16 protein-coding genes and 12 pseudogenes are annotated in these 22,989 nt (G+C 60.5%); 14 read left to right on the forward strand and 14 right to left on the reverse strand.

What is annotated here, in order from left to right:
• Positions 1 to 127: 127 nt before the first annotated feature.
• Positions 128 to 886, reverse strand: coding sequence for a group II intron maturase-specific domain-containing protein (locus QFZ94_RS01670; protein WP_429455396.1), 759 nt, complete (start codon positions 884 to 886; stop codon positions 128 to 130).
• 346 nt (positions 887 to 1,232) lie between these two features.
• On the opposite strand from QFZ94_RS01670, the gene QFZ94_RS01675 reads away from it, so the two are divergent.
• Positions 1,233 to 1,553 carry a recombinase family protein gene (locus QFZ94_RS01675; protein WP_429455397.1) on the forward strand — a complete coding sequence of 107 codons (321 nt, stop codon included), beginning with the start codon at positions 1,233 to 1,235 and terminating at the stop codon, positions 1,551 to 1,553.
• Positions 1,554 to 1,597: 44 nt separating this feature from the next.
• Complete coding sequence (locus QFZ94_RS01680) at positions 1,598 to 3,091, forward strand: hypothetical protein (RefSeq protein ID WP_429455356.1); 1,494 nt, start codon at positions 1,598 to 1,600, stop codon at positions 3,089 to 3,091.
• Positions 3,092 to 3,200: 109 nt separating this feature from the next.
• On the opposite strand, the pseudogene QFZ94_RS01685 reads toward QFZ94_RS01680, so the two are convergent.
• Both QFZ94_RS01685 and QFZ94_RS01690 read right to left on the reverse strand, forming a co-directional pair.
• Positions 3,201 to 4,022: pseudogene (locus QFZ94_RS01685) on the reverse strand (IS256 family transposase); the annotation flags it as partial.
• A gap of 129 nt (positions 4,023 to 4,151) precedes the next feature.
• Positions 4,152 to 4,475: pseudogene (locus tag QFZ94_RS01690) on the reverse strand (transposase); the annotation flags it as partial.
• A 138-nt stretch (positions 4,476 to 4,613) separates the two neighbouring features.
• Between QFZ94_RS01690 and QFZ94_RS01695 the strand changes: the two are divergent.
• Together QFZ94_RS01695 and QFZ94_RS01700 are read left to right on the forward strand one after the other, a co-directional pair.
• A complete protein-coding gene (locus QFZ94_RS01695) occupies positions 4,614 to 5,648 on the forward strand; it encodes an IS630 family transposase (RefSeq protein ID WP_429455398.1) in 1,035 nt (344 codons plus the stop codon).
• Positions 5,649 to 5,672: 24 nt separating this feature from the next.
• Positions 5,673 to 6,203, forward strand: coding sequence for a transposase (locus QFZ94_RS01700; protein ID WP_429455441.1), 531 nt, complete (start codon positions 5,673 to 5,675; stop codon positions 6,201 to 6,203).
• Between the two features lie 218 nt (positions 6,204 to 6,421).
• Here QFZ94_RS01700 and QFZ94_RS01705 read toward each other — a convergent pair whose 3' ends face one another.
• A complete protein-coding gene (locus QFZ94_RS01705) occupies positions 6,422 to 7,915 on the reverse strand; it encodes a hypothetical protein (protein WP_429455356.1) in 1,494 nt (497 codons plus the stop codon).
• A 654-nt stretch (positions 7,916 to 8,569) separates the two neighbouring features.
• Here QFZ94_RS01705 and QFZ94_RS01710 point away from each other — a divergent pair.
• The 7 genes and pseudogenes from QFZ94_RS01710 to QFZ94_RS01740 all read left to right on the forward strand — a co-directional run.
• Positions 8,570 to 9,547 (forward strand): hypothetical protein, encoded by a 978-nt coding sequence (locus tag QFZ94_RS01710; protein ID WP_429455399.1) that lies wholly within the window; start codon positions 8,570 to 8,572, stop codon positions 9,545 to 9,547.
• A 104-nt stretch (positions 9,548 to 9,651) separates the two neighbouring features.
• Positions 9,652 to 10,218: pseudogene (locus tag QFZ94_RS01715) on the forward strand (IS630 family transposase); the annotation flags it as partial.
• Positions 10,219 to 10,345: 127 nt separating this feature from the next.
• Positions 10,346 to 11,611: an IS256 family transposase gene (locus QFZ94_RS01720; protein ID WP_429455097.1), complete on the forward strand. Its 1,266-nt coding sequence runs from the start codon at positions 10,346 to 10,348 to the stop codon at positions 11,609 to 11,611.
• A 39-nt stretch (positions 11,612 to 11,650) separates the two neighbouring features.
• Positions 11,651 to 12,124, forward strand: a pseudogene (locus QFZ94_RS01725) (transposase); the annotation flags it as partial.
• A 40-nt stretch (positions 12,125 to 12,164) separates the two neighbouring features.
• Positions 12,165 to 12,254: pseudogene (locus QFZ94_RS01730) on the forward strand (IS6 family transposase); the annotation flags it as partial.
• A 65-nt stretch (positions 12,255 to 12,319) separates the two neighbouring features.
• Positions 12,320 to 12,463: pseudogene (locus QFZ94_RS01735) on the forward strand (DDE-type integrase/transposase/recombinase); the annotation flags it as partial.
• Between the two features lie 124 nt (positions 12,464 to 12,587).
• Positions 12,588 to 13,065, forward strand: a pseudogene (locus QFZ94_RS01740) (IS110 family transposase); the annotation flags it as partial.
• A gap of 118 nt (positions 13,066 to 13,183) precedes the next feature.
• Here the strand turns inward: QFZ94_RS01740 and QFZ94_RS01745 are convergent.
• From QFZ94_RS01745 to QFZ94_RS01755, 3 genes are read right to left on the reverse strand one after another with little or no spacing between them, the layout of a single operon-like run.
• Entirely contained in the window at positions 13,184 to 13,552 is a 369-nt protein-coding gene (locus QFZ94_RS01745) for a hypothetical protein (protein WP_429455400.1), read from the reverse strand.
• Positions 13,553 to 13,579: 27 nt separating this feature from the next.
• Entirely contained in the window at positions 13,580 to 13,951 is a 372-nt protein-coding gene (locus QFZ94_RS01750) for a hypothetical protein (RefSeq protein ID WP_429455109.1), read from the reverse strand.
• Positions 13,891 to 15,072: a hypothetical protein gene (locus QFZ94_RS01755; protein WP_429455308.1), complete on the reverse strand. Its 1,182-nt coding sequence runs from the start codon at positions 15,070 to 15,072 to the stop codon at positions 13,891 to 13,893. Before QFZ94_RS01755 ends, QFZ94_RS01750 begins: the two co-directional genes overlap by 61 nt.
• Positions 15,073 to 15,381: 309 nt before the next feature.
• Between QFZ94_RS01755 and QFZ94_RS01760 the strand changes: the two genes are divergently transcribed.
• Complete coding sequence (locus QFZ94_RS01760; protein WP_429455145.1) at positions 15,382 to 15,759, forward strand: signal peptidase; 378 nt, start codon at positions 15,382 to 15,384, stop codon at positions 15,757 to 15,759.
• Positions 15,760 to 15,843: 84 nt separating this feature from the next.
• On the opposite strand, the pseudogene QFZ94_RS01765 reads toward QFZ94_RS01760, so the two are convergent.
• From QFZ94_RS01765 to QFZ94_RS01785, 5 genes and pseudogenes are all read right to left on the reverse strand, one after another.
• Positions 15,844 to 16,422: pseudogene (locus tag QFZ94_RS01765) on the reverse strand (IS630 family transposase); the annotation flags it as partial.
• Positions 16,423 to 17,488: 1,066 nt separating this feature from the next.
• Positions 17,489 to 17,674, reverse strand: a pseudogene (locus QFZ94_RS01770) (IS6 family transposase); the annotation flags it as partial.
• Positions 17,675 to 17,829: 155 nt separating this feature from the next.
• A complete protein-coding gene (locus QFZ94_RS01775; RefSeq protein ID WP_429455401.1) occupies positions 17,830 to 18,108 on the reverse strand; it encodes a hypothetical protein in 279 nt (92 codons plus the stop codon).
• A gap of 26 nt (positions 18,109 to 18,134) precedes the next feature.
• Positions 18,135 to 18,920, reverse strand: a pseudogene (locus QFZ94_RS01780) (IS256 family transposase); the annotation flags it as partial.
• Positions 18,921 to 19,041: 121 nt separating this feature from the next.
• Positions 19,042 to 20,535, reverse strand: coding sequence for a hypothetical protein (locus QFZ94_RS01785; protein ID WP_429455144.1), 1,494 nt, complete (start codon positions 20,533 to 20,535; stop codon positions 19,042 to 19,044).
• Positions 20,536 to 20,684: 149 nt separating this feature from the next.
• Here QFZ94_RS01785 and QFZ94_RS01790 point away from each other — a divergent pair, with 149 nt between their 5' ends.
• A complete protein-coding gene (locus QFZ94_RS01790; RefSeq protein WP_429455402.1) occupies positions 20,685 to 21,029 on the forward strand; it encodes a transposase in 345 nt (114 codons plus the stop codon).
• Between the two features lie 141 nt (positions 21,030 to 21,170).
• On the forward strand, positions 21,171 to 21,524 hold the full coding sequence (tnpB, locus tag QFZ94_RS01795; RefSeq protein WP_158647003.1) for an IS66 family insertion sequence element accessory protein TnpB: 354 nt from the start codon (positions 21,171 to 21,173) through the stop codon (positions 21,522 to 21,524).
• 198 nt (positions 21,525 to 21,722) lie between these two features.
• Here tnpB and QFZ94_RS01800 read toward each other — a convergent pair.
• Positions 21,723 to 21,884, reverse strand: a pseudogene (locus QFZ94_RS01800) (AAA family ATPase); the annotation flags it as partial.
• Positions 21,885 to 22,122: 238 nt separating this feature from the next.
• Positions 22,123 to 22,981 (reverse strand): annotated as a pseudogene (locus QFZ94_RS01805) (IS110 family transposase); the annotation flags it as partial.
• Positions 22,982 to 22,989 lie beyond the last annotated feature (8 nt).

Here is a 22,989-nt window from a genome sequence, read left to right on the forward strand (position 1 = left end):
CAATCCTTATTATTCCTGCTTTCTTACGCAGGCTGCTTCCGCTCGTCTGTGTAACGCAAAAATCGCGCTTTTTGAACCACGCCGAACCGGACGGGCGAGTCACCCCGCATCCGGCTCAAGCCATTCTTCAGCACCACGTTGTGGCACCGAACAACTTGACGGAACGCTTCGCAGTTCGACGGCGAGCGAAGTACGTGGTCCACACCGGATCAAATGGATTAGCCAGTTCCCGAACCTTGACGTGTCTCGTAATCGGGATCGTCATTGCGCGGAAGAGCCGAAACCCGCTGGTGCTGCCATCAGCGGGACCCTTCGTAGCAAAGTCCCAGGACCGGTGCCCATCGACCTGGAAGTACCGGTTCCTCACCCACCGTGCTCCTTTCATGGGATGTCGACGCTTTGCCCATTTCCAGAGCAGTTGCCAGATGTGCGAGTCTATCGATGAGAAGCTCGCTTTCGCCACGACGTGACGGTGATACATCGCCCATCCCCGGATGACCGGGTTCAGTTTCTGTATCAACGCTTCTTGCGTGACGCTCGCGTTGCCTTTGATGATTTCCCTGACCTTGTCGAGGAGCGATTTGACGCTCTTCTTTGCCGGCTTGATCAGCAGCTTGCCGTCGTACTTGCGTACGTTCTGGCCAAGGAAATCGAAACCCTCCGCAATGTTCGTGATCCTGGTCTTCTCTTCCGAGAGTTCCAGACCCCGAGCAGCCATAAACCGCCTGACCGCCGGAAGCACCTTGCATTCGAGCACTTCTTTCGACACGCCGGTGACAATAAAGTCATCGGCATAGCGGACGACGTTGAGTTGGGCGTTGCTGCGAGCAAGTTTGGACCTTCCCACGCTTGCATAGACTGCTGCCTCAAGCCCATCCAACGCCATATTCGCGATCACCGGCGAGATAGCCCCGGCAACAACATAGCAAACTCGCGGGTAAGATGGGGCCTTCGCATATCGAGGGAGTGTCTGGCGCCATGGTCCAGAGAATGTCCTGCCAGTAATGCGGTTCTCGTGCTTGAGGCCGTTGCTCCCGCTAACCGGGAGCCCAGTCGATGACACGGGGACGACGCAAACACTGGCGAGTGCGTCTCGCTTTCGAGCCGAACCGCTATTCCAGCGAACAACTGGAGAAGGCCTATGACCAGCTCAGTCCGATTGATGCCCGAAGCACGAGGCGCGCATCGGATGCAAGGCCAGCAACGGCGAAAGCGATGAAGCGAGGGAAACGATGAGCAACGTTGCCATGGTCGCGCTTTACGCGCGAGTGTCATCCGAGCAGCAAAGCAAACGCGGCACGATAGACAGCCAGATCGCTGCATTGAAAGAACGAATTCAGGCCGACGGGGCGCAGATTGTGGAGGACATGTGCTTCGTCGATGCCGGGGTGAGCGGTGCAACGCTGGTCAGGCCGCAATTGGAGCGCCTGCGCGACGCCGCCGCGCTCGGGACGGTCGATCGGCTGTACATCCTCGCGCCAGACCGCCTGGCGCGCAAATATGCGCACCAGGGCGAGGTTCAAAGCTGCGTTACACATTGGGAGGCACCTTGAGTGCCAGGCGATAATGGTGCCCCCATTTTTCCTCTGCGGCATCCATGACTCAAAACACCCGATCTGGCGTCGGCAGACTGAGCGACGACAAACGCAAAGCGATTGCACTTCAGGCCCTCACGCGCACCGAACCCATCAGTGTGCTGGCTGAGCGTAACGGCGTGAGCCGCCCGACGGTCTACCGACAGATCGGCACGGCCAGTGTAGCGCTGGATGAAGCCTTTGATACCACGCGGGCAGCCGACGCAGATCAGGTGCTTTTCATGCTGCCGGTCACCCGCCAATGGCTCGATCAGGTCATCGTGGCGCTCACGATGGTGGGCCACGTTTCGTTTCGCAGTACCCTTGAACTCATGCACGACCTGCTCGGCGTCTCGACCAGCCTGGGCACGATTCACACCGTTCTTCAGCGGGCCGCAAAGCAGGCCATCGCCATCAACGCCGGTATCGATCTCTCACCCATCCGGGTCGGTCTGCACGACGAACTCTTTCAGGGTTCCCAACCCGTGCTCGCCGGTATCGATGTCGCCTCGACCTATTGCTATCTGCTCGCCCCCGAAGCCCATCGCGACGGCGACACCTGGGCCATCCATCTGCTGGACCTGCAGGCACAGGGCCTCGATCCTGAGCACACGATCGCCGATGCGGGAACCGGTCTGCGTGCCGGGCAAAAAATGGCCTGGCCCGATACGCCGTGTCACGGCGACGTATTCCACATCATCCAGCACGGTAAATCACTAGCGACGCTCTGGCATCGTGTCGCCAGTGGCGCTCGCACCGGGCGCGAGCAGCTCGAAGCGCGTCTGGCCAATCCCCGTCGACGTGGTGAGGATAGCCTCCTCGAAGCCGCGCTGGAAACGCTTCGGCGCAATGAAGCCCATGCGCACGAGCTGGCTGCCGACCTGCGCACCCTGGTTCAGTGGCTCGAACGTGACATCCTGTCACTGGCTGGGCCGGACCTCGCGACGCGTCAACGGCTGTTCGATTTCGTGGTTGCCGAACTGCAGCAACGTGAAGCACGGGACCTGTCACGTACAGGGGCATACCGGCGTGCCCTTCAGAACCAGCGCGACGGCCTGCTCGCTTTCGCGGGCCTGCTCGACACAAAACTCGACGCCATTGCACGAACGCACAACGTGGCGCGCCATCTCGTGCGCGAGGTCTGCATGCTGCATCGCAAGTCCGAAACGTCGAGTGCGTTCTGGCAAGGGTGGAATCGCCTGCTAGCCCGCATCGGCCGCCCGTTTCACGGCGTCTACGCCGCCGTATCCGGGGCGCTGCATAGCACACCACGCAGCAGCTCGCTGGTCGAAAATCTCAACTCGCGACTGCGCGTCTACCTGACCAACCGGCGTCATCTGAAGGGCGGGCGGGCTTGGCTTGGTCTGCTGCAGTTTGTCTTCAACCATCGCCGCTTTGCCCGCAGCCGATGCCCTGAGCGAACTGGAAAGAGCCCGAGGGAACTGATGAGCCGCAAGCCTCACGATCACTGGCTGACGCTGCTCGGATTCGGCCCACTCCAGCCTCAGCGAACCTGATATCGGCAGGTCGTCGCCGGCCTCCATTTGAACCGCACTCCTTATTATTCCTGCTTTCTTACGCAGGCTGATTCCGCTCGTCTGTGTAACGCAAAAATCGCGCTTTTTGAACCACGCCGAGCACGTTACCCATCTTGTGAAACCAGCAGCGCTGATGCTTCGTCTGCGGGAACACTTCCTCCATCGCGGCCCAGAATCCCATCGCGCCATCGCCGCAGGCCAGCAGTGGCCCCGACGGCAGGCCGCGCTTCTTCAGATCGAGCAGCAGTTCGCTCCACGATGCCTTCGATTCCCGGTAGCCGTCACCGATGGCCACACGTTCCTTCGTCCCGTCCGGTTTGACGCCAACGATCACCAGCAGGCACTGGCCGTCGGAATCGTCGCTGCGCACACCGGTGTGAATGCCGTCGGCCCACCAGTAGACCCAGCGCGCCGACGACAGCTCACGCCGATTCCACTGCTCATGCTCATCGGCCCATTGGGCCTTCAGCCGGCTCACGACGTTCGGCGACATGCCGCTGACCTGGCCGCCCAGCATGATGCCCATGGCTTCGCTCATGTCGCCCGTCGAGATGCCTCGCAGGTACAGCCACGGCAGCGCTGCCGACACGCGCGCGGACTTGCGCACGTACGGCGGCACGATCGTCGAATTGAACCGGATGCCCGAGCCCGAACGATCCCGCACCTTCGGCACCTGAACCGTCACCGGACCGATCGCTGTGACGACCTCGCGCTCGGGCAGGTAGCCGTTGCGCACCACGGCACGCCGGCCGTCGATCGACTTCACGTTGCTGTACTGTTCGAGCATGGTCGCCAGTTCCACCTCGACTGCCTGCTGAATGATCTGCCGCGCGCCTTGCTGGATCAGCTCATCTAGCACGCTTTTCGTTTGCGCTTTACTGCTGTTCGCTTCTTGCGTAATCTTCTTCATGGTGGTCGGGTCCGGCCTTCTCGGGTTCGCTGGTTGTGCCTTTGACAAGCAACATTCTCGCTAGACCGCCACCGCCTTCTCAAATTCCCGCCGCTCCCGCTGTACACCAGATTCGACAATAGCTCACAAGGCCTCCAGTCCGCCTTGATCGTAGTTGCGCTCCCACGTAGCGATAATATTGAAGTTGCGAATATCAAACAGCGCGGCCGTTTGCCGATAGGAGAGGCTCTCGTCACGCATGCGTCGCAACACCGACAGCTTGAATTTTAAGCTATAGGTGGCCCGCGCCTTTTCCCTTACGCCAGCAGCACCATGCGAACGATAACCTGCCACCCATTTGCGTAGCGACGTAACATCCACATCATGGCGGCGAGCAACGACTTTGAGCCCCGCCGTTCCCGAACAATAATCCTTGACGACCGCGAGCTTGGTCTCTTCCGAATACTTGCCCACAAGACTCCCTGCAGAAGTGTCCAACTTCTCGGGGTCAGTTCAATTCGAGGTGGACACCTATGGCTGACAAAGACTCAGAGTTATTGATCCGGCAATAAAATGTTGAAACTTTGAGCGCAGCACATGGTCGGAAGTAGTATGGAAAAAATCGACTCCCGAACCTTGCCGATGGCGGCACTGAATGAACGCCGTCGCCGCGCGGTGAAGATGCGCATCGAAGGCGTAGCGTTGAAAGAAGTGGCGCTGCGTTGCGAGATGTCGCCCACGACGGTGATTGCGGCCTGCAAGGCGTACGAGGCGGGCGGCTGGCGTGCCGTGGATGTCGGGCCTCGCGGTCGTCCGTCGGGTACCGGACGCAGCCTGAGCGCAGATCAGGAGCGGGTCGTGCAGAAAATCATCCAGGACCGCACACCTGACCAGTTGAAAATGCCTTATGCCCTGTGGACCCGTCAGAGCGTGGCCGAAGTGATCGAACAACGGTTCGGCATCCGTGTGCCGGTTCGTACGATGGGGCTGTATCTGTCGCGCTGGGGCTTCACCCCGCAAAAGCCATTGAAGAAGGCTTATGAGCAATCGCCGGCGGCGATCAGGAAGTGGCTCGATGAAGACTATCCTGCCATTGCGCAGCGGGCCCAGGCTGAAGGAGCCGAAGTCCACTGGGGCGATGAAACCGGACTGCGCTCCGACGATGTTCGGGGCCGCGGTTACGCGCCCGCGGGCAAGACGCCGGTGCTCAAGGTCAACGCAAAGCGAGCCGGCCTGTCGGTGATTTCCACCGTGACGAACAAAGGACAGATGCGCTGGAAGATCTTCGACGGTGCGCTGAACACCGGCATCCTGATTGACTTCATGCGACGACTGATTACCGGGGCGAAGAAAAAGCTCTTCCTGATCCTGGGCAATCTGCGTGTCCATCACGGCAAGGCCGTGATGGCCTGGCTGGACAGGCACCGCGACCGGATCGAGGTGTTCTATCTGCCCTGCTACAGCCCTGAGCTCAATCCCAACGAGCTGGCCAACGCCGACCTCAAGCAAAGCGTCACACGGCGGGCGCCAACGCGTACCAGGCTGCAACTGGTCAAGGCCACCGCGCACCATTACAGGGTTGTGCAGAAGCAACCCGAACGCATCCGGCGATACTTCCAGCACGATCCTGTCCGTTATGCGGCTTGATTTCAACATTTTATTGCCGGATCAATAAGAGTCGTACGACAGAGCCGTGATGGCCGGCGTCGCTACGACGAGCAAGGTAAGCGCACGCTGGTCGAGGCCGCGCTGCAACCCGGCGTTTCCGTCGCGCGCATGGCTCAGAAACACGGGATCAATGCCAATCTGCTACGTAAATGGATCACAAAATACCTGCTGGAGCGGGAGAAAAGCATCTCGCCTGCATCACAGGAGCCTGTTGCTGAGCATCACGAGACGGCGCCTGTGGCAGAAGTGGTCGATGGCGTGGCCATCGACCTTCTGGTTCCGCGCAAGGCCGCATCACCCACGAGAACGTCATCTGCATTCGTCCCTGTCGTTTCGGTTCCGCCGGCGTTGCTCCCCGAAGAAAGCGCCTCGGCGAGAACGCCGATACCCTCACCGCCGTCCATGACGCTTGCCCTGCACGTGCGTCTGTCGAACGGTGTCGAGTTCGACATCGCGGACGCGACCATCGACGAACTGGCCACCGTGGTCCAGATGCTTGGGAGAATGCCGTGTTCCGGTTCGACGCGAATCTGAAGGTGTACCTGCACCGCGATGCCGTCGATTTCCGGTACGGCATGAACAGCCTGTCGATTCTCGTTGAGCAGTCGATGCGCCTGAACCCGATGGACTCCTCGGCGAGGTTCAAAAAGCGCGATTTTTGCGTTACACAGACGAGCGGAATCAGCCTGCGTAAGAAAGCAGGAATAGTAAGGAATGCGGTTCAAATGGAGGCCGGCGACGACCTGCCGATATCAGGTTCGCTGAGGCTGGAGTGGGCCGAATCCGAGCAGCGTCAGCCAGTGATCGTGAGGCTTGCGGCTCATCAGTTCCCTCGGGCTCTTTCCAGTTCGCTCAGGGCATCGGCTGCGGGCAAAGCGGCGATGGTTGAAGACAAACTGCAGCAGACCAAGCCAGGCCCGCCCGCCCTTCAGATGACGCCGGTTGGTCAGGTAGACGCGCAGTCGCGAGTTGAGATTTTCGACCAGCGAGCTGCTGCGTGGTGTGCTATGCAGCGCCCCGGATACGGCGGCGTAGACGCCGTGAAACGGGCGGCCGATGCGGGCTAGCAGGCGATTCCACCCTTGCCAGAACGCACTCGACGTTTCGGACTTGCGATGCAGCATGCAGACCTCGCGCACGAGATGGCGCGCCACGTTGTGCGTTCGTGCAATGGCGTCGAGTTTTGTGTCGAGCAGGCCCGCGAAAGCGAGCAGGCCGTCGCGCTGGTTCTGAAGGGCACGCCGGTATGCCCCTGTACGTGACAGGTCCCGTGCTTCACGTTGCTGCAGTTCGGCAACCACGAAATCGAACAGCCGTTGACGCGTCGCGAGGTCCGGCCCAGCCAGTGACAGGATGTCACGTTCGAGCCACTGAACCAGGGTGCGCAGGTCGGCAGCCAGCTCGTGCGCATGGGCTTCATTGCGCCGAAGCGTTTCCAGCGCGGCTTCGAGGAGGCTATCCTCACCACGTCGACGGGGATTGGCCAGACGCGCTTCGAGCTGCTCGCGCCCGGTGCGAGCGCCACTGGCGACACGATGCCAGAGCGTCGCTAGTGATTTACCGTGCTGGATGATGTGGAATACGTCGCCGTGACACGGCGTATCGGGCCAGGCCATTTTTTGCCCGGCACGCAGACCGGTTCCCGCATCGGCGATCGTGTGCTCAGGATCGAGGCCCTGTGCCTGCAGGTCCAGCAGATGGATGGCCCAGGTGTCGCCGTCGCGATGGGCTTCGGGGGCGAGCAGATAGCAATAGGTCGAGGCGACATCGATACCGGCGAGCACGGGTTGGGAACCCTGAAAGAGTTCGTCGTGCAGACCGACCCGGATGGGTGAGAGATCGATACCGGCGTTGATGGCGATGGCCTGCTTTGCGGCCCGCTGAAGAACGGTGTGAATCGTGCCCAGGCTGGTCGAGACGCCGAGCAGGTCGTGCATGAGTTCAAGGGTACTGCGAAACGAAACGTGGCCCACCATCGTGAGCGCCACGATGACCTGATCGAGCCATTGGCGGGTGACCGGCAGCATGAAAAGCACCTGATCTGCGTCGGCTGCCCGCGTGGTATCAAAGGCTTCATCCAGCGCTACACTGGCCGTGCCGATCTGTCGGTAGACCGTCGGGCGGCTCACGCCGTTACGCTCAGCCAGCACACTGATGGGTTCGGTGCGCGTGAGGGCCTGAAGTGCAATCGCTTTGCGTTTGTCGTCGCTCAGTCTGCCGACGCCAGATCGGGTGTTTTGAGTCATGGATGCCGCAGAGGAAAAATGGGGGCACCATTATCGCCTGGCACTCAAGGTGCCTCCCAATGTGTAACGCAGCTTTGAACCTCGCCCCGCCATCGACACGTGTTGTTCACCCGTCTTTAGTCTGGCTTTATATGGCATTATTCAAGCTGGCTTCATGATGTTGCGCTTTTACACAACCCGTAGCATCTTTGCAATACCCCCATCCGGACAAAGCCTATACGATGATCAACCTGCGGCACTACTGCCGCAGCTGACCGCGCCCCTCTGGGCCGCCTGTCGTCACGTCGCCGGCGCATTGCGTCGCGGCTCCGCGCGTCGATGCCATGTCGATCACCTCGCAAATCCGACTACCGCTTCGCGCCGCCCGTCTTGCCAACTCCTGCATTTCATGAAACATATGTCCTACTGATCAAATGCAACTTCAGTCCGCTTGAAACCCGCAATCAGTTGGCTCACAATTTCAAGCCACCGGCTTTGCCGGTGGTATCTGACTTTCTTTAACGCAACCGGAACTTGCCCATGGTCACCCCTGTTCGTGGGACGAGCCCTGCCACGTCAGCCTTCCAGACCTCTACGGAAGAAAGCGGCAATCTCACTAGCCGGCCCACTTCGAATCCATCTCCGCAGGCAAGTGCGCCTGGTGCCTTGACTGGTTTGTTGCGACTGCCGCCGGGAATAACCCAGGATATTGCAGGGCGGATCGATCCTCGCAGCCGTATTGCGCTGGCAGCCACCAACCGACAGTTGCGTGCGCAACTTACGGATGAACGGCAAGCTGTAAGGATTATTGTCCGGGATGCGCCGCCCGGGAGAACGAATCAGGGGTTCGATGTCGTGTTGCAGCGCATCGGGGAGCTTCCGCTGTCTCTGCGAGGTGAGGCGCTGGAGGCACTCGGCGACCGTATCTGGTCCCTGCCGCAAGCGGCCCGAACAGCGCAGTTCGACAGCGTGTTCGGCACCATTGGGCAACTGCCAGCCGAGCACCGCAGCGCCCCGCTGGCCGCACTCGGTCGCCAGATCAATGCCCTGCCGCAAGCAGCCCAGACAGCGCAGTTCGATAGCGTGTTCGGCGCCATCGGGCAACTGCCTCCCGAACATCGCAGCGACCCGCTGGCCACGCTCGGTCGCCAGATCAATGCCCTGCCGCAAGCAGGCCAGACAGCGCAGTTCGATAGCGTGCTCGGAGCCAGCGGGCAACTGCCTCCCGAACACCGCAGCGACCCGCTGACCACACTCGGCCGCCAGATCAATGCCCTGCCGCAAGCGGCCCGGAGAGCGCGGTTTGACAGCGTGCTCGACGCCATCGGGCGACTGCCTCCCGAACACCGCAGCGACCCGCTGGCCGCACTCGGTCGCCAGATCGAGACCCTGCCGCGCGCGCTCCGGAGAGCGCGCTTTGACAGCGTGCTCGACGCCACCGGGCAACTGCCTCCCGAACACCGCAGCGCCTCGCTGGCCGCACTCGGTCGCCAGATCGATGCCCTGCCGCAAGCGGCCCAGACAGCGCGGTTTGACAGCGTGCTCGACGCCACCGGGCAACTGCCTCCCGAACACCGCAGCATGCCTCTGGGATCTGTTGCAATAAGGCGGTCTGCTATGCTGACGGGCCTTAATGCGTGGCGTGATCGATGACCGAGAAGCTGAGTCCGGGTGTGGGAAAAGTACTCAAACGCTTGCATTATTGATCCGGCAATAAAATGTTGAAACTTTGAGCGCAGCACATGGTCGGAAGTAGTATGGAAAAAATCGACTCCCGAACCTTGCCGATGGCGGCACTGAATGAACGCCGTCGCCGCGCGGTGAAGATGCGCATCGAAGGCGTAGCGTTGAAAGAAGTGGCGCTGCGTTGCGAGATGTCGCCCACGACGGTGATTGCGGCCTGCAAGGCGTACGAGGCGGGCGGCTGGCGTGCCGTGGATGTCGGGCCTCGCGGTCGTCCGTCGGGTACCGGACGCAGCCTGAGCGCAGATCAGGAGCGGGTCGTGCAGAAAATCATCCAGGACCGCACACCTGACCAGTTGAAAATGCCTTATGCCCTGTGGACCCGTCAGAGCGTGGCCGAAGTGATCGAACAACGGTTCGGCATCCGTGTGCCGGTTCGTACGATGGGGCTGTATCTGTCGCGCTGGGGCTTCACCCCGCAAAAGCCATTGAAGAAGGCTTATGAGCAATCGCCGGCGGCGATCAGGAAGTGGCTCGATGAAGACTATCCTGCCATTGCGCAGCGGGCCCAGGCTGAAGGAGCCGAAGTCCACTGGGGCGATGAAACCGGACTGCGCTCCGACGATGTTCGGGGCCGCGGTTAGAGCTATTGTCGAATCTGGTGTACAGCGGGAGCGGCGGGAATTTGAGAAGGCGGTGGCGGTCTAGCGAGAATGTTGCTTGTCAAAGGCACAACCAGCGAACCCGAGAAGGCCGGACCCGACCACCATGAAGAAGATTACGCAAGAAGCGAACAGCAGTAAAGCGCAAACGAAAAGCGTGCTAGATGAGCTGATCCAGCAAGGCGCGCGGCAGATCATTCAGCAGGCAGTCGAGGTGGAACTGGCGACCATGCTCGAACAGTACAGCAACGTGAAGTCGATCGACGGCCGGCGTGCCGTGGTGCGCAACGGCTACCTGCCCGAGCGCGAGGTCGTCACAGCGATCGGTCCGGTGACGGTTCAGGTGCCGAAGGTGCGGGATCGTTCGGGCTCGGGCATCCGGTTCAATTCGACGATCGTGCCGCCGTACGTGCGCAAGTCCGCGCGCGTGTCGGCAGCGCTGCCGTGGCTGTACCTGCGAGGCATCTCGACGGGCGACATGAGCGAAGCCATGGGCATCATGCTGGGCGGCCAGGTCAGCGGCATGTCGCCGAACGTCGTGAGCCGGCTGAAGGCCCAATGGGCCGATGAGCATGAGCAGTGGAATCGGCGTGAGCTGTCGTCGGCGCGCTGGGTCTACTGGTGGGCCGACGGCATTCACACCGGTGTGCGCAGCGACGATTCCGACGGCCAGTGCCTGCTGGTGATCGTTGGCGTCAAACCGGACGGGACGAAGGAACGTGTGGCCATCGGTGACGGCTACCGGGAATCGAAGGCATCGTGGAGCGAACTGCTGCTCGATCTGAAGAAGCGCGGCCTGCCGTCGGGGCCACTGCTGGCCTGCGGCGATGGCGCGATGGGATTCTGGGCCGCGATGGAGGAAGTGTTCCCGCAGACGAAGCATCAGCGCTGCTGGTTTCACAAGATGGGTAACGTGCTCAATGCGCTGCCGAAATCGCAGCAGGCTCGAGGCAAGAAGGCGATGCAGGACATCTGGATGGCGGCCACGCGCGCTGATGCACTGGCCGCATTCAATCACTTCGTCGACGCGTACTCGGCAAAGTACCCGAAGGTCGCCGAAAAGCTGACGGAAGATCGTGACGAGCTGCTCGCGTTTTACGATTTCCCGGCTGAACACTGGCAGCATCTGCGCACCACGAACCCGATTGAATCGACCTTTGCGACGGTGCGCCATCGCACGAAACGCACGCGCAACTGTGTATCGCGCGCGACGTTCCTCGGGCTGGCGTTCAAGCTGATCGAGTCGGCCGAAGAATCGTGGCGGCGCATCCGCGCCCCGGAAAAGCTCACTTCGATGCTTGACGGGATGACGTTCAAGGATGGAGAACCGGTGACCGACAGCACACCGGCTCAGCAATCGCTAGCCGCCTGATTACGCCGAGACCGCATACACCAGATTTGACTTTAACTCCGCGGTTACGCGCCCGCGGGCAAGACGCCGGTGCTCAAGGTCAACGCAAAGCGAGCCGGCCTGTCGGTGATTTCCACCGTGACGAACAAAGGACAGATGCGCTGGAAGATCTTCGACGGTGCGCTGAACACCGGCATCCTGATTGACTTCATGCGACGACTGATTACCGGGGCGAAGAAAAAGCTCTTCCTGATCCTGGGCAATCTGCGTGTCCATCACGGCAAGGCCGTGATGGCCTGGCTGGACAGGCACCGCGACCGGATCGAGGTGTTCTATCTGCCCTGCTACAGCCCTGAGCTCAATCCCAACGAGCTGGCCAACGCCGACCTCAAGCAAAGCGTCACACGGCGGGCGCCAACGCGTACCAGGCTGCAACTGGTCAAGGCCACCGCGCACCATTACAGGGTTGTGCAGAAGCAACCCGAACGCATCCGGCGATACTTCCAGCACGATCCTGTCCGTTATGCGGCTTGATTTCAACATTTTATTGCCGGATCAATAGCCGCTGGACGTGATGTTGCTGTGCGTTCGGTGGTACGTGGCCTATCCGCTGAGCCTGCGTCATCTCGAACAGATGATGGCCGAGCGCGGGATTGCGGTCGATCATTCGTAAGCGCGATTTCTAGCACACCGAATGGGGATGCGATAAATGCCGATCGCGAGACGCCGATCAAGGTCCGTCAGATCAGGTACCTGAACAACATTGTCGAACAGGACCATCGGGCTATCAAACGCCGGACCCGGCCGATGCTGGGATTCAAGAACTTCCACCGTGCGAGGGTCATTCTCGGCGGCATCGAGGTCAATGGAATGAACGCCTCCCAACCGTGAACGGTGGAACTAAGGATGAGGATGGACCCTTCACGGGCCGACGGCATCACTGTGCCAATATGGAAGATCACGCAGGTCTTCACAGGCAAAACCGGAGGGATCCGAAATGAAGCTTACGCCAGTTGGGATCGACATTGCCAAGCGCGTGTTTCAGGTGCATTACGTGGACGCGGAAACTGGAGAGATTGTGAACCGGCAGATCAAGCGCGCCAAGTTTCTCGAGCACTTCGTGAACCGGGCGCCGTGCCTGATCGGGATGGAAGCTTGCGGTGGTTCACAGCATTGGGCACGACAACTCACGAAACTGGGGCACGAGGTGAAGCTCATGCCGGCCGGGTTCCAACATCCGCAACAAGAGCGATGCAGCAGACGCCCGGGCGATCTGGCTGGCCGTGCAGCAGCCAGGCAAGGCCGTGGCGGTAAAAAGCGAAGCCCAGCAAGCGGTGCTGGCGCTGCACAGGATGCGCCAGCAACTGGTCAAGTTTCGTACGATGCAGATCAACAGCTTGCGCGGACTGCTGGCCGAATACGGCGAGGTGATGGGTAAGGGCCGGGCTGCGCTCGATAAGGCGATGCCGGCGGTGGGCGTGGTTCAAAAAGCGCGATTTTTGCGTTACACAGACGAGCGGAATCAGCCTGCGTAAGAAAGCAGGAATAATAAGGAGTGCGGTTCAAATGGAGGCCGGCGACGACCTGCCGATATCAGGTTCGCTGAGGCTGGAGTGGGCCGAATCCGAGCAGCGTCAGCCAGTGATCGTGAGGCTTGCGGCTCATCAGTTCCCTCGGGCTCTTTCCAGTTCGCTCAGGGCATCGGCTGCGGGCAAAGCGGCGATGGTTGAAGACAAACTGCAGCAGACCAAGCCAGGCCCGCCCGCCCTTCAGATGACGCCGGTTGGTCAGGTAGACGCGCAGTCGCGAGTTGAGATTTTCGACCAGCGAGCTGCTGCGTGGTGTGCTATGCAGCGCCCCGGATACGGCGGGGCGTGGTTCAAAAAGCGCGATTTTTGCGTTACACAGACGAGCGGAAGCAGCCTGCGTAAGAAAGCAGGAATAGTAAGGAATGCGGTTCAAATGGAGGCCGGCGACGACCTGCCGATATCAGGTTCGCTGAGGCTGGAGTGGGCCGAATCCGAGCAGCGTCAGCCAGTGATCGTGAGGCTTGCGGCTCATCAGTTCCCTCGGGCTCTTTCCAGTTCGCTCAGGGCATCGGCTGCGGGCAAAGCGGCGATGGTTGAAGACAAACTGCAGCAGACCAAGCCAGGCCCGCCCGCCCTTCAGATGACGCCGGTTGGTCAGGTAGACGCGCAGTCGCGAGTTGAGATTTTCGACCAGCGAGCTGCTGCGTGGTGTGCTATGCAGCGCCCCGGATACGGCGGCGTAGACGCCGTGAAACGGGCGGCCGATGCGGGCTAGCAGGCGATTCCACCCTTGCCAGAACGCACTCGACGTTTCGGACTTGCGATGCAGCATGCAGACCTCGCGCACGAGATGGCGCGCCACGTTGTGCGTTCGTGCAATGGCGTCGAGTTTTGTGTCGAGCAGGCCCGCGAAAGCGAGCAGGCCGTCGCGCTGGTTCTGAAGGGCACGCCGGTATGCCCCTGTACGTGACAGGTCCCGTGCTTCACGTTGCTGCAGTTCGGCAACCACGAAATCGAACAGCCGTTGACGCGTCGCGAGGTCCGGCCCAGCCAGTGACAGGATGTCACGTCGAGCCACTGAACCAGGGTGCGCAGGTCGGCAGCCAGCTCGTGCGCATGGGCTTCATTGCGCCGAAGCGTTTCCAGCGCGGCTTCGAGGAGGCTATCCTCACCACGTCGACGGGGATTGGCCAGACGCGCTTCGAGCTGCTCGCGCCCGGTGCGAGCGCCACTGGCGACACGATGCCAGAGCGTCGCTAGTGATTTACCGTGCTGGATGATGTGGAATACGTCGCCGTGACACGGCGTATCGGGCCAGGCCATTTTTTGCCCGGCACGCAGACCGGTTCCCGCATCGGCGATCGTGTGCTCAGGATCGAGGCCCTGTGCCTGCAGGTCCAGCAGATGGATGGCCCAGGTGTCGCCGTCGCGATGGGCTTCGGGGGCGAGCAGATAGCAATAGGTCGAGGCGACATCGATACCGGCGAGCACGGGTTGGGAACCCTGAAAGAGTTCGTCGTGCAGACCGACCCGGATGGGTGAGAGATCGATACCGGCGTTGATGGCGATGGCCTGCTTTGCGGCCCGCTGAAGAACGGTGTGAATCGTGCCCAGGCTGGTCGAGACGCCGAGCAGGTCGTGCATGAGTTCAAGGGTACTGCGAAACGAAACGTGGCCCACCATCGTGAGCGCCACGATGACCTGATCGAGCCATTGGCGGGTGACCGGCAGCATGAAAAGCACCTGATCTGCGTCGGCTGCCCGCGTGGTATCAAAGGCTTCATCCAGCGCTACACTGGCCGTGCCGATCTGTCGGTAGACCGTCGGGCGGCTCACGCCGTTACGCTCAGCCAGCACACTGATGGGTTCGGTGCGCGTGAGGGCCTGAAGTGCAATCGCTTTGCGTTTGTCGTCGCTCAGTCTGCCGACGCCAGATCGGGTGTTTTGAGTCATGGATGCCGCAGAGGAAAAATGGGGGCACCATTATCGCCTGGCACTCAAGGTGCCTCCCAATGTGTAACGCAGCTTTGAACCTCGCCCGACACCCTTACTGCAACAGAACCCTTGAACGTGACAATGCCTTTCTGAACCAATTCAAGTTGCCTTCGCTATCCTCGTCAACCCTTCGCATCTCTAGGGTCTTAGAGTCTCCCTGCCCTTACTATCAACGCGCGGTACTACTGCCCCTTCGATCTTGATGCTTGATGCCCGTAAGTTCTTGCCTTCGCAATTCGACACCCCTTAAAATCAAGGAGCTTGGAAATGAAAATCGGTCCCATCGCCGCAAAGAAATCCGTTCTCGTCGGCATCGGCGCAGCCACTGTCTTTGCTGCCAGTTCGTCCAGCGCCCTCGCCTCTGGTGACTCTATGAAACCACTCCCCGGTATCACTACGGGGGGCGTTGGCCCCCTGTCTGACTTACTCGTCATTAACACGACGAACGGCTGCGTTCGGGTGTATGCCGACGGGAAGCAGCACGACATCCCGGCCCGCGGTAGTGAGCGGCTGGGCAAGGAAGGGTGGGGCAGGTCCTTCACTGCATCTGTTTTCGGCAAGATTTGCGGTGGCTACGCCGTGCGAACGGCCTACTTCAAAATGCCGGAGAACAGTGGGTCGACGGTGAACTGGGTCATTAGATAGAGGCAGAGGCACTGAGATGCCCGCCAGCAGGCGCGTGTGCACCGTACGCGAGCAACGTCGGTCACCTCCCGAAGGCGATGCGGCCTAGTGTTCCGTCCCAGAAATAACTTTACATAGACGCGCCACTTTCTGAGGAATGGAATCGGCGGTTGCCGTCCAGACGAACGGGCCGTTGTGCTGGTTGTACTGCGCAACATAGCGCTCAATGCTGGCGATCAGTTGACGCACATTTTTGAAGGAGCCGCACCGGATGGCCTGCCGCGTGATCAGGCCAAACCAGCGCTCCACCTGATTGAGCCAACTCGAATACGTCGGCGTGAAGTGCATGTGATAACGCGTGTGCTTCGCCAGCCATGCCTTGACCTTCGGGTGCTTGTGCGTAGCGTAATTATCGACAACGAGATGCACGTCGAGGTCCTCCGGAACTGCCTGATCAACGTGCTTCAGAAAGGCCAGAAACTCCTGATGCCGGTGACGCGACCTGCATTGCGTGATGACCTCGCCCGTCGCTGCATTGAGCGCGGCAAACAAGGTTGTCGTGCCGTGCCGGATATAGTCGTGCGTAACCCGTTCGAGGTAGCCCAGACCCATCGGCTGCACCGGCTGCGTTCGTTCGAGTGCTTGGCACTGGCTCTTCTCGTCAACGCACAGGGCTCTGTCCGGATGGGGGTATTGCAAAGATTCTGCGGGTTGTGTAAAAGCGCAACATCATGAAGCCAGCATTGAATATTGATCCGGCAATAAAATGTTGAAACTTTGAGCGCAGCACATGGTCGGAAGTAGTATGGAAAAGATCGACTCCCGAACCTTGCCGATGGCGGCACTGAATGAACCCCCGGCCAATTGCAGCACGCAAGAACATGAGTGAGAAATGATCGATCGCAATAGCAGCGTAGGCTCAGCGTTTCTAACTGTAAGTCAGCATGTCGACAGCTTACAGGATTCCAGTGCTTCTTCGTCTCCACGCGCGCCCCGTCGTCGCGGCGGGTCAGAGCAGTTTGCTGAACTAGCTTCTGTTCGCGGGCGTGCAAACCGTTCGCCATCACCACAAAGAGTAGGGCTGGAGGTGGCCTACGAACGCCTCGAAGCACTAGATCAACAAGTTAAGGCCGGCAAAATTAATGAAGCCTGCTACCGACAGCAAGCCGAGAGCTTGGGCAGAAGTGTAATTTTGGATAGCACTTCATCGAATGAGGTCCGTTTGGCACCAGAGGAAACAGTACCACCCACTGCGTATCGTGTATGGAGACGCGCCTATGAAGACATACGCCATGGAATGCCGCCCTACGACGCGATTGCGAGACACGGGATTACTAATCCAGAGGACATTGCTCGTTTCGTTGCAGACGCGACCGCAATAGGCGCTAATGGACGTGCCGCTCCGGCAAGTTTTTGGACGCGAATGTTGGATCGCTTTCACCAACGCATGTCGATTAGCCGCAGGAGGTCGCGGGATTACCGCTGAAGCATAAAATTCACCGGCAACAATGCCGTGCCTGCCCGGTCTGGCACATCACCCTGCACGGCTAGCGACTCCAGTTCCTTGCGGTATTGCTGCCGGTTCTGTGGCAGTAAGGGTGTCGGGACGAGAAATGTCGATATGGTAAGTATTGCTTATGACACAAGTCGGAGTAGGAATGACGGTCACCCAGCACCCCCTCCACAGATCCGTACGTGCGGAACTACCGCATACGGCTCCTGCCTTGGGTCGTAACGATCAGACGCTGCACACCGTCGAATGATCCACCGCGATACCACGCTCGTCCATCATTTCCGCAAGATTGCGCAAACTCAGCGAATAAGCCACGTACCAACGCACGCACAGCAAAATCACTTCAAGCGGGTAGTGAAGGCGCTTCAGGACCTTGGCCAGGCCCGGCGCGAGTGTGGTTCGCGGTGTCTTCGTCTTCTTCATCGCACAGCTCAAAAATTCGCTACCCAATTTTAACGTGGGCCTTACTGCAACAGAACCTAGCAGACTGCCTTATTGCGACACCCATTAGCCGGCCGAAGTCAAGGCACAAATCTCTGCCCATCGGTGAATGGTCATGATGATGGGCATTTTCATCGTCATGACCATTCACCGAAATTGCTTCCGTCATCTTCACGGCCGCCTGCAAGGTTGGGTATCGCATCCGTTTTCTCGAGCTGGTTGCGAACCGGATCGCACCAGACACCCATCCGGTTCAAGCATGCGGTGATGGAACTCACGCCTGCCCTGGCGGTTAGCCGCCCCAGAGAAACGTTGGTGCCGGACAAGGTCCAGAGGGTTTTTGCAGAACCATGGCTGTTGCGTGCGCAACGCCAGTCAGGAATGGCTCGTTGTCCGGGCGACAGAGTTAAAGTCAAATCTGGTGTATGCGGTCTCGGCGTAATCAGGCGGCTAGCGATTGCTGAGCCGGTGTGCTGTCGGTCACCGGTTCTCCATCCTTGAACGTCATCCCGTCAAGCATCGAAGTGAGCTTTTCCGGGGCGCGGATGCGCCGCCACGATTCTTCGGCCGACTCGATCAGCTTGAACGCCAGCCCGAGGAACGTCGCGCGCGATACACAGTTGCGCGTGCGTTTCGTGCGATGGCGCACCGTCGCAAAGGTCGATTCAATCGGGTTCGTGGTGCGCAGATGCTGCCAGTGTTCAGCCGGGAAATCGTAAAACGCGAGCAGCTCGTCACGATCTTCCGTCAGCTTTTCGGCGACCTTCGGGTACTTTGCCGAGTACGCGTCGACGAAGTGATTGAATGCGGCCAGTGCATCAGCGCGCGTGGCCGCCATCCAGATGTCCTGCATCGCCTTCTTGCCTCGAGCCTGCTGCGATTTCGGCAGCGCATTGAGCACGTTACCCATCTTGTGAAACCAGCAGCGCTGATGCTTCGTCTGCGGGAACACTTCCTCCATCGCGGCCCAGAATCCCATCGCGCCATCGCCGCAGGCCAGCAGTGGCCCCGACGGCAGGCCGCGCTTCTTCAGATCGAGCAGCAGTTCGCTCCACGATGCCTTCGATTCCCGGTAGCCGTCACCGATGGCCACACGTTCCTTCGTCCCGTCCGGTTTGACGCCAACGATCACCAGCAGGCACTGGCCGTCGGAATCGTCGCTGCGCACACCGGTGTGAATGCCGTCGGCCCACCAGTAGACCCAGCGCGCCGACGACAGCTCACGCCGATTGGCGTGGTTCAAAAAGCGCGATTTTTGCGTTACACAGACGAGCGGAAGCAGCCTGCGTAAGAAAGCAGGAATAATAAGGATTGCGGTTCAAATGGAGGCCGGCGACGACCTGCCGATATCAGGTTCGCTGAGGCTGGAGTGGGCCGAATCCGAGCAGCGTCAGCCAGTGATCGTGAGGCTTGCGGCTCATCAGTTCCCTCGGGCTCTTTCCAGTTCGCTCAGGGCATCGGCTGCGGGCAAAGCGGCGATGGTTGAAGACAAACTGCAGCAGACCAAGCCAGGCCCGCCCGCCCTTCAGATGACGCCGGTTGGTCAGGTAGACGCGCAGTCGCGAGTTGAGATTTTCGACCAGCGAGCTGCTGCGTGGTGTGCTATGCAGCGCCCCGGATACGGCGGCGTAGACGCCGTGAAACGGGCGGCCGATGCGGGCTAGCAGGCGATTCCACCCTTGCCAGAACGCACTCGACGTTTCGGACTTGCGATGCAGCATGCAGACCTCGCGCACGAGATGGCGCGCCACGTTGTGCGTTCGTGCAATGGCGTCGAGTTTTGTGTCGAGCAGGCCCGCGAAAGCGAGCAGGCCGTCGCGCTGGTTCTGAAGGGCACGCCGGTATGCCCCTGTACGTGACAGGTCCCGTGCTTCACGTTGCTGCAGTTCGGCAACCACGAAATCGAACAGCCGTTGACGCGTCGCGAGGTCCGGCCCAGCCAGTGACAGGATGTCACGTTCGAGCCACTGAACCAGGGTGCGCAGGTCGGCAGCCAGCTCGTGCGCATGGGCTTCATTGCGCCGAAGCGTTTCCAGCGCGGCTTCGAGGAGGCTATCCTCACCACGTCGACGGGGATTGGCCAGACGCGCTTCGAGCTGCTCGCGCCCGGTGCGAGCGCCACTGGCGACACGATGCCAGAGCGTCGCTAGTGATTTACCCTGCTGGATGATGTGGAATACGTCGCCGTGACACGGCGTATCGGGCCAGGCCATTTTTTGCCCGGCACGCAGACCGGTTCCCGCATCGGCGATCGTGTGCTCAGGATCGAGGCCCTGTGCCTGCAGGTCCAGCAGATGGATGGCCCAGGTGTCGCCGTCGCGATGGGCTTCGGGGGCGAGCAGATAGCAATAGGTCGAGGCGACATCGATACCGGCGAGCACGGGTTGGGAACCCTGAAAGAGTTCGTCGTGCAGACCGACCCGGATGGGTGAGAGATCGATACCGGCGTTGATGGCGATGGCCTGCTTTGCGGCCCGCTGAAGAACGGTGTGAATCGTGCCCAGGCTGGTCGAGACGCCGAGCAGGTCGTGCATGAGTTCAAGGGTACTGCGAAACGAAACGTGGCCCACCATCGTGAGCGCCACGATGACCTGATCGAGCCATTGGCGGGTGACCGGCAGCATGAAAAGCACCTGATCTGCGTCGGCTGCCCGCGTGGTATCAAAGGCTTCATCCAGCGCTACACTGGCCGTGCCGATCTGTCGGTAGACCGTCGGGCGGCTCACGCCGTTACGCTCAGCCAGCACACTGATGGGTTCGGTGCGCGTGAGGGCCTGAAGTGCAATCGCTTTGCGTTTGTCGTCGCTCAGTCTGCCGACGCCAGATCGGGTGTTTTGAGTCATGGATGCCGCAGAGGAAAAATGGGGGCACCATTATCGCCTGGCACTCAAGGTGCCTCCCAATGTGTAACGCAGCTTTGAACCTCGCCCGAGCGGTTTAACCAAACTATTGCATCGACCGGTTGAATCCGCCCTCAACTTGCGGACGCAACATGACCTCAGACGAACTTGATTTCCTTCCCCTTAAAGTCACGCACGTCGACGAAGGCGGTCGGCGCTGCTTTGATCCCGATGGCAAGCGGCGACTGATTGAGGCGTGCGAGCAGCCTGGCGCGTCGGTGGCCGGGCTGGCGCTCAAGGCTGGCGTGAATGCCAACCAGCTGCGCAAGTGGATCCTGCTGGAGCGCAGGCGGGCGGTGCGCAGCGACTGCGTGGAGTTGCCCGGCACGGGCACGGCGGAATTCGTACCCGTAGTAGAAGTAGCCGATCCGCGCGGTGCGCGCAAATTCAAGACCGCCCGCGTCCGGGGCTGTGACGCCCATGCCCCGGGCGCGTGAAGTGACGCGCCCCTCACAACGGCCGCCGTTGCCGTCACGCCTGGTGGCGCAGTTGCCCAACGGGGTGAGTCTTGAACTTGAATGTACGCAACAGGACACGCCGCTGCTCACAGCGATGATCGACGCATTGAGGAGCCGGTGATGCTGCGCTTCGCTGACGACCTGCGGGTCTATCTGCATCGCGAGCCGGTCGACTTCCGGTGCGGTATCAATACCCTTGCCGCCGTGGTTGAGAATTCGATGCGACTGGATCCGCTCGCGCGCGCCGTGTACGCGTTTCGCAACCGTAAATGCAACCGGATCAAGCTCCTGCTGTACGAGCGCACCGGCTTCTGGCTGTTGTTGCGCCGGCTCGAGGAAGACCGCTTCGTGTGGCCGCGACGTGATCAGGAAGTGATCGAGCTGACGACGCAGCAACTCCACTGGCTGCTCGATGGCATCGACATCGACGCGCTTCGCCGTCATCCTGCACGCCATTACGAACACGCCAGCTAGCCCGGTACGTTGCACGTAAACAACGGCCGGGCGCCTTTTACAAATTGACGTAAACCCACGGTGCACCGCGCTTCGCTATCCTGGAGCGCATGAAGAATGCATCCGACCTCAAGCGCGTACCCCAGGCTGTCCAGGGCTATATCCACGCCCTCGAAGCGCGGGTGGCCGGCGATGCGAAACACATCGACGAACTGAACCGATGAGCAGGCTGTATCCGGCTTCGACCCAGTCGCCAAGTGCCAGGCTCGTGAGCGAACGCGGGTCCACGCCTCGGCCAGCGCGAGTGTCGAGATCTTCAATGGCGGCCTGCGGATACTTGAGGCGCGCCTGCTTGAGCAGTCGGGTGCGACGGCGATCATCAACGGGCAGGATGGGTTGCCGCTGTATATACGGCCTTGCTGCAGCGGGTACATACGCTGCGGGCCTCTATGAAATCCGCTGACTCGCACCTCATTGACCTCACGAGCTCAAGGCTCTTATGCACATTCAGGTTTAGCGAGTTCCGGTCCAACCTGTTCTGTCATCACATTCGATTGCCAGCGCAACCTTCGACGCGTCATCCTGTGTGAAGTTAGTCTTCTGCGTGAAGGCTGGCTATTCAGACCGGCTTCGCGCTCACGTGCCCCATCTGATACGACCGCTCGTGGGCGAGGATTGCCCAGATTGTTCGTGCCATCTTGTTGGCCAGCGCGACGATTACCACGTTCGGTGGCCTGCGCTTGCTGATCTGCTCGACCCACGAGCCGGGCTCCTTCGCGTGATACAACACGCTACGGGCACCGTGTATCAACAGCGTGCGCAGATACGTGTCGCCGCGCCTGCTGATCCCCAGCAACGTCACCTTTCCGCCCGAGCCAGTCTGCTTTGGTACGAGACCGATCCAGGCTGCGAACTCGCGCCCCGACCTGAACGACTTCGCGTCGCCCGTTGTCGCCACTGCGGCAGTCGCCGTCAGCACACCAACGCCGGGGATCGCGGTAATCGCTTTGACCGCCTTGTCCTCCAGCATCCACTGACGCAGCCGCCGTTCGATCACGGCGATCTGGTCATCGAGCTTCGTCAACCCGTTCCACTGCTCGCGCAATGTGTCGATCAACACCATCGGCAGTCGATCCGTTATGCCGGCAAGCACCGCCGGTATCGCCTTATCGAGCGCAGCCCGGCCCTTACCCATCACCTCGCCGTATTCGGCCAGCAGTCCGCGCAAGCTGTTGATCTGCATCGTACGAAACTTGACCAGTTGCTGGCGCATCCTGTGCAGCGCCAGCACCGCTTGCTGGGCTTCGCTTTTTACCGCCACGGCCTTGCCTGGCTGCTGCACGGCCAGCCAGATCGCCCGGGCGTCTGCTGCATCGCTCTTGTTGCGGATGTTGGAACCCGGCCGGCATGAGCTTCACCTCGTGCCCCAGTTTCGTGAGTTGTCGTGCCCAATGCTGTGAACCACCGCAAGCTTCCATGAGCTATT

The sequence above is a fragment of the Paraburkholderia sp. JPY465 genome (genome assembly GCF_050436725.1).
Lineage (GTDB): Bacteria > Pseudomonadota > Gammaproteobacteria > Burkholderiales > Burkholderiaceae > Paraburkholderia > Paraburkholderia youngii.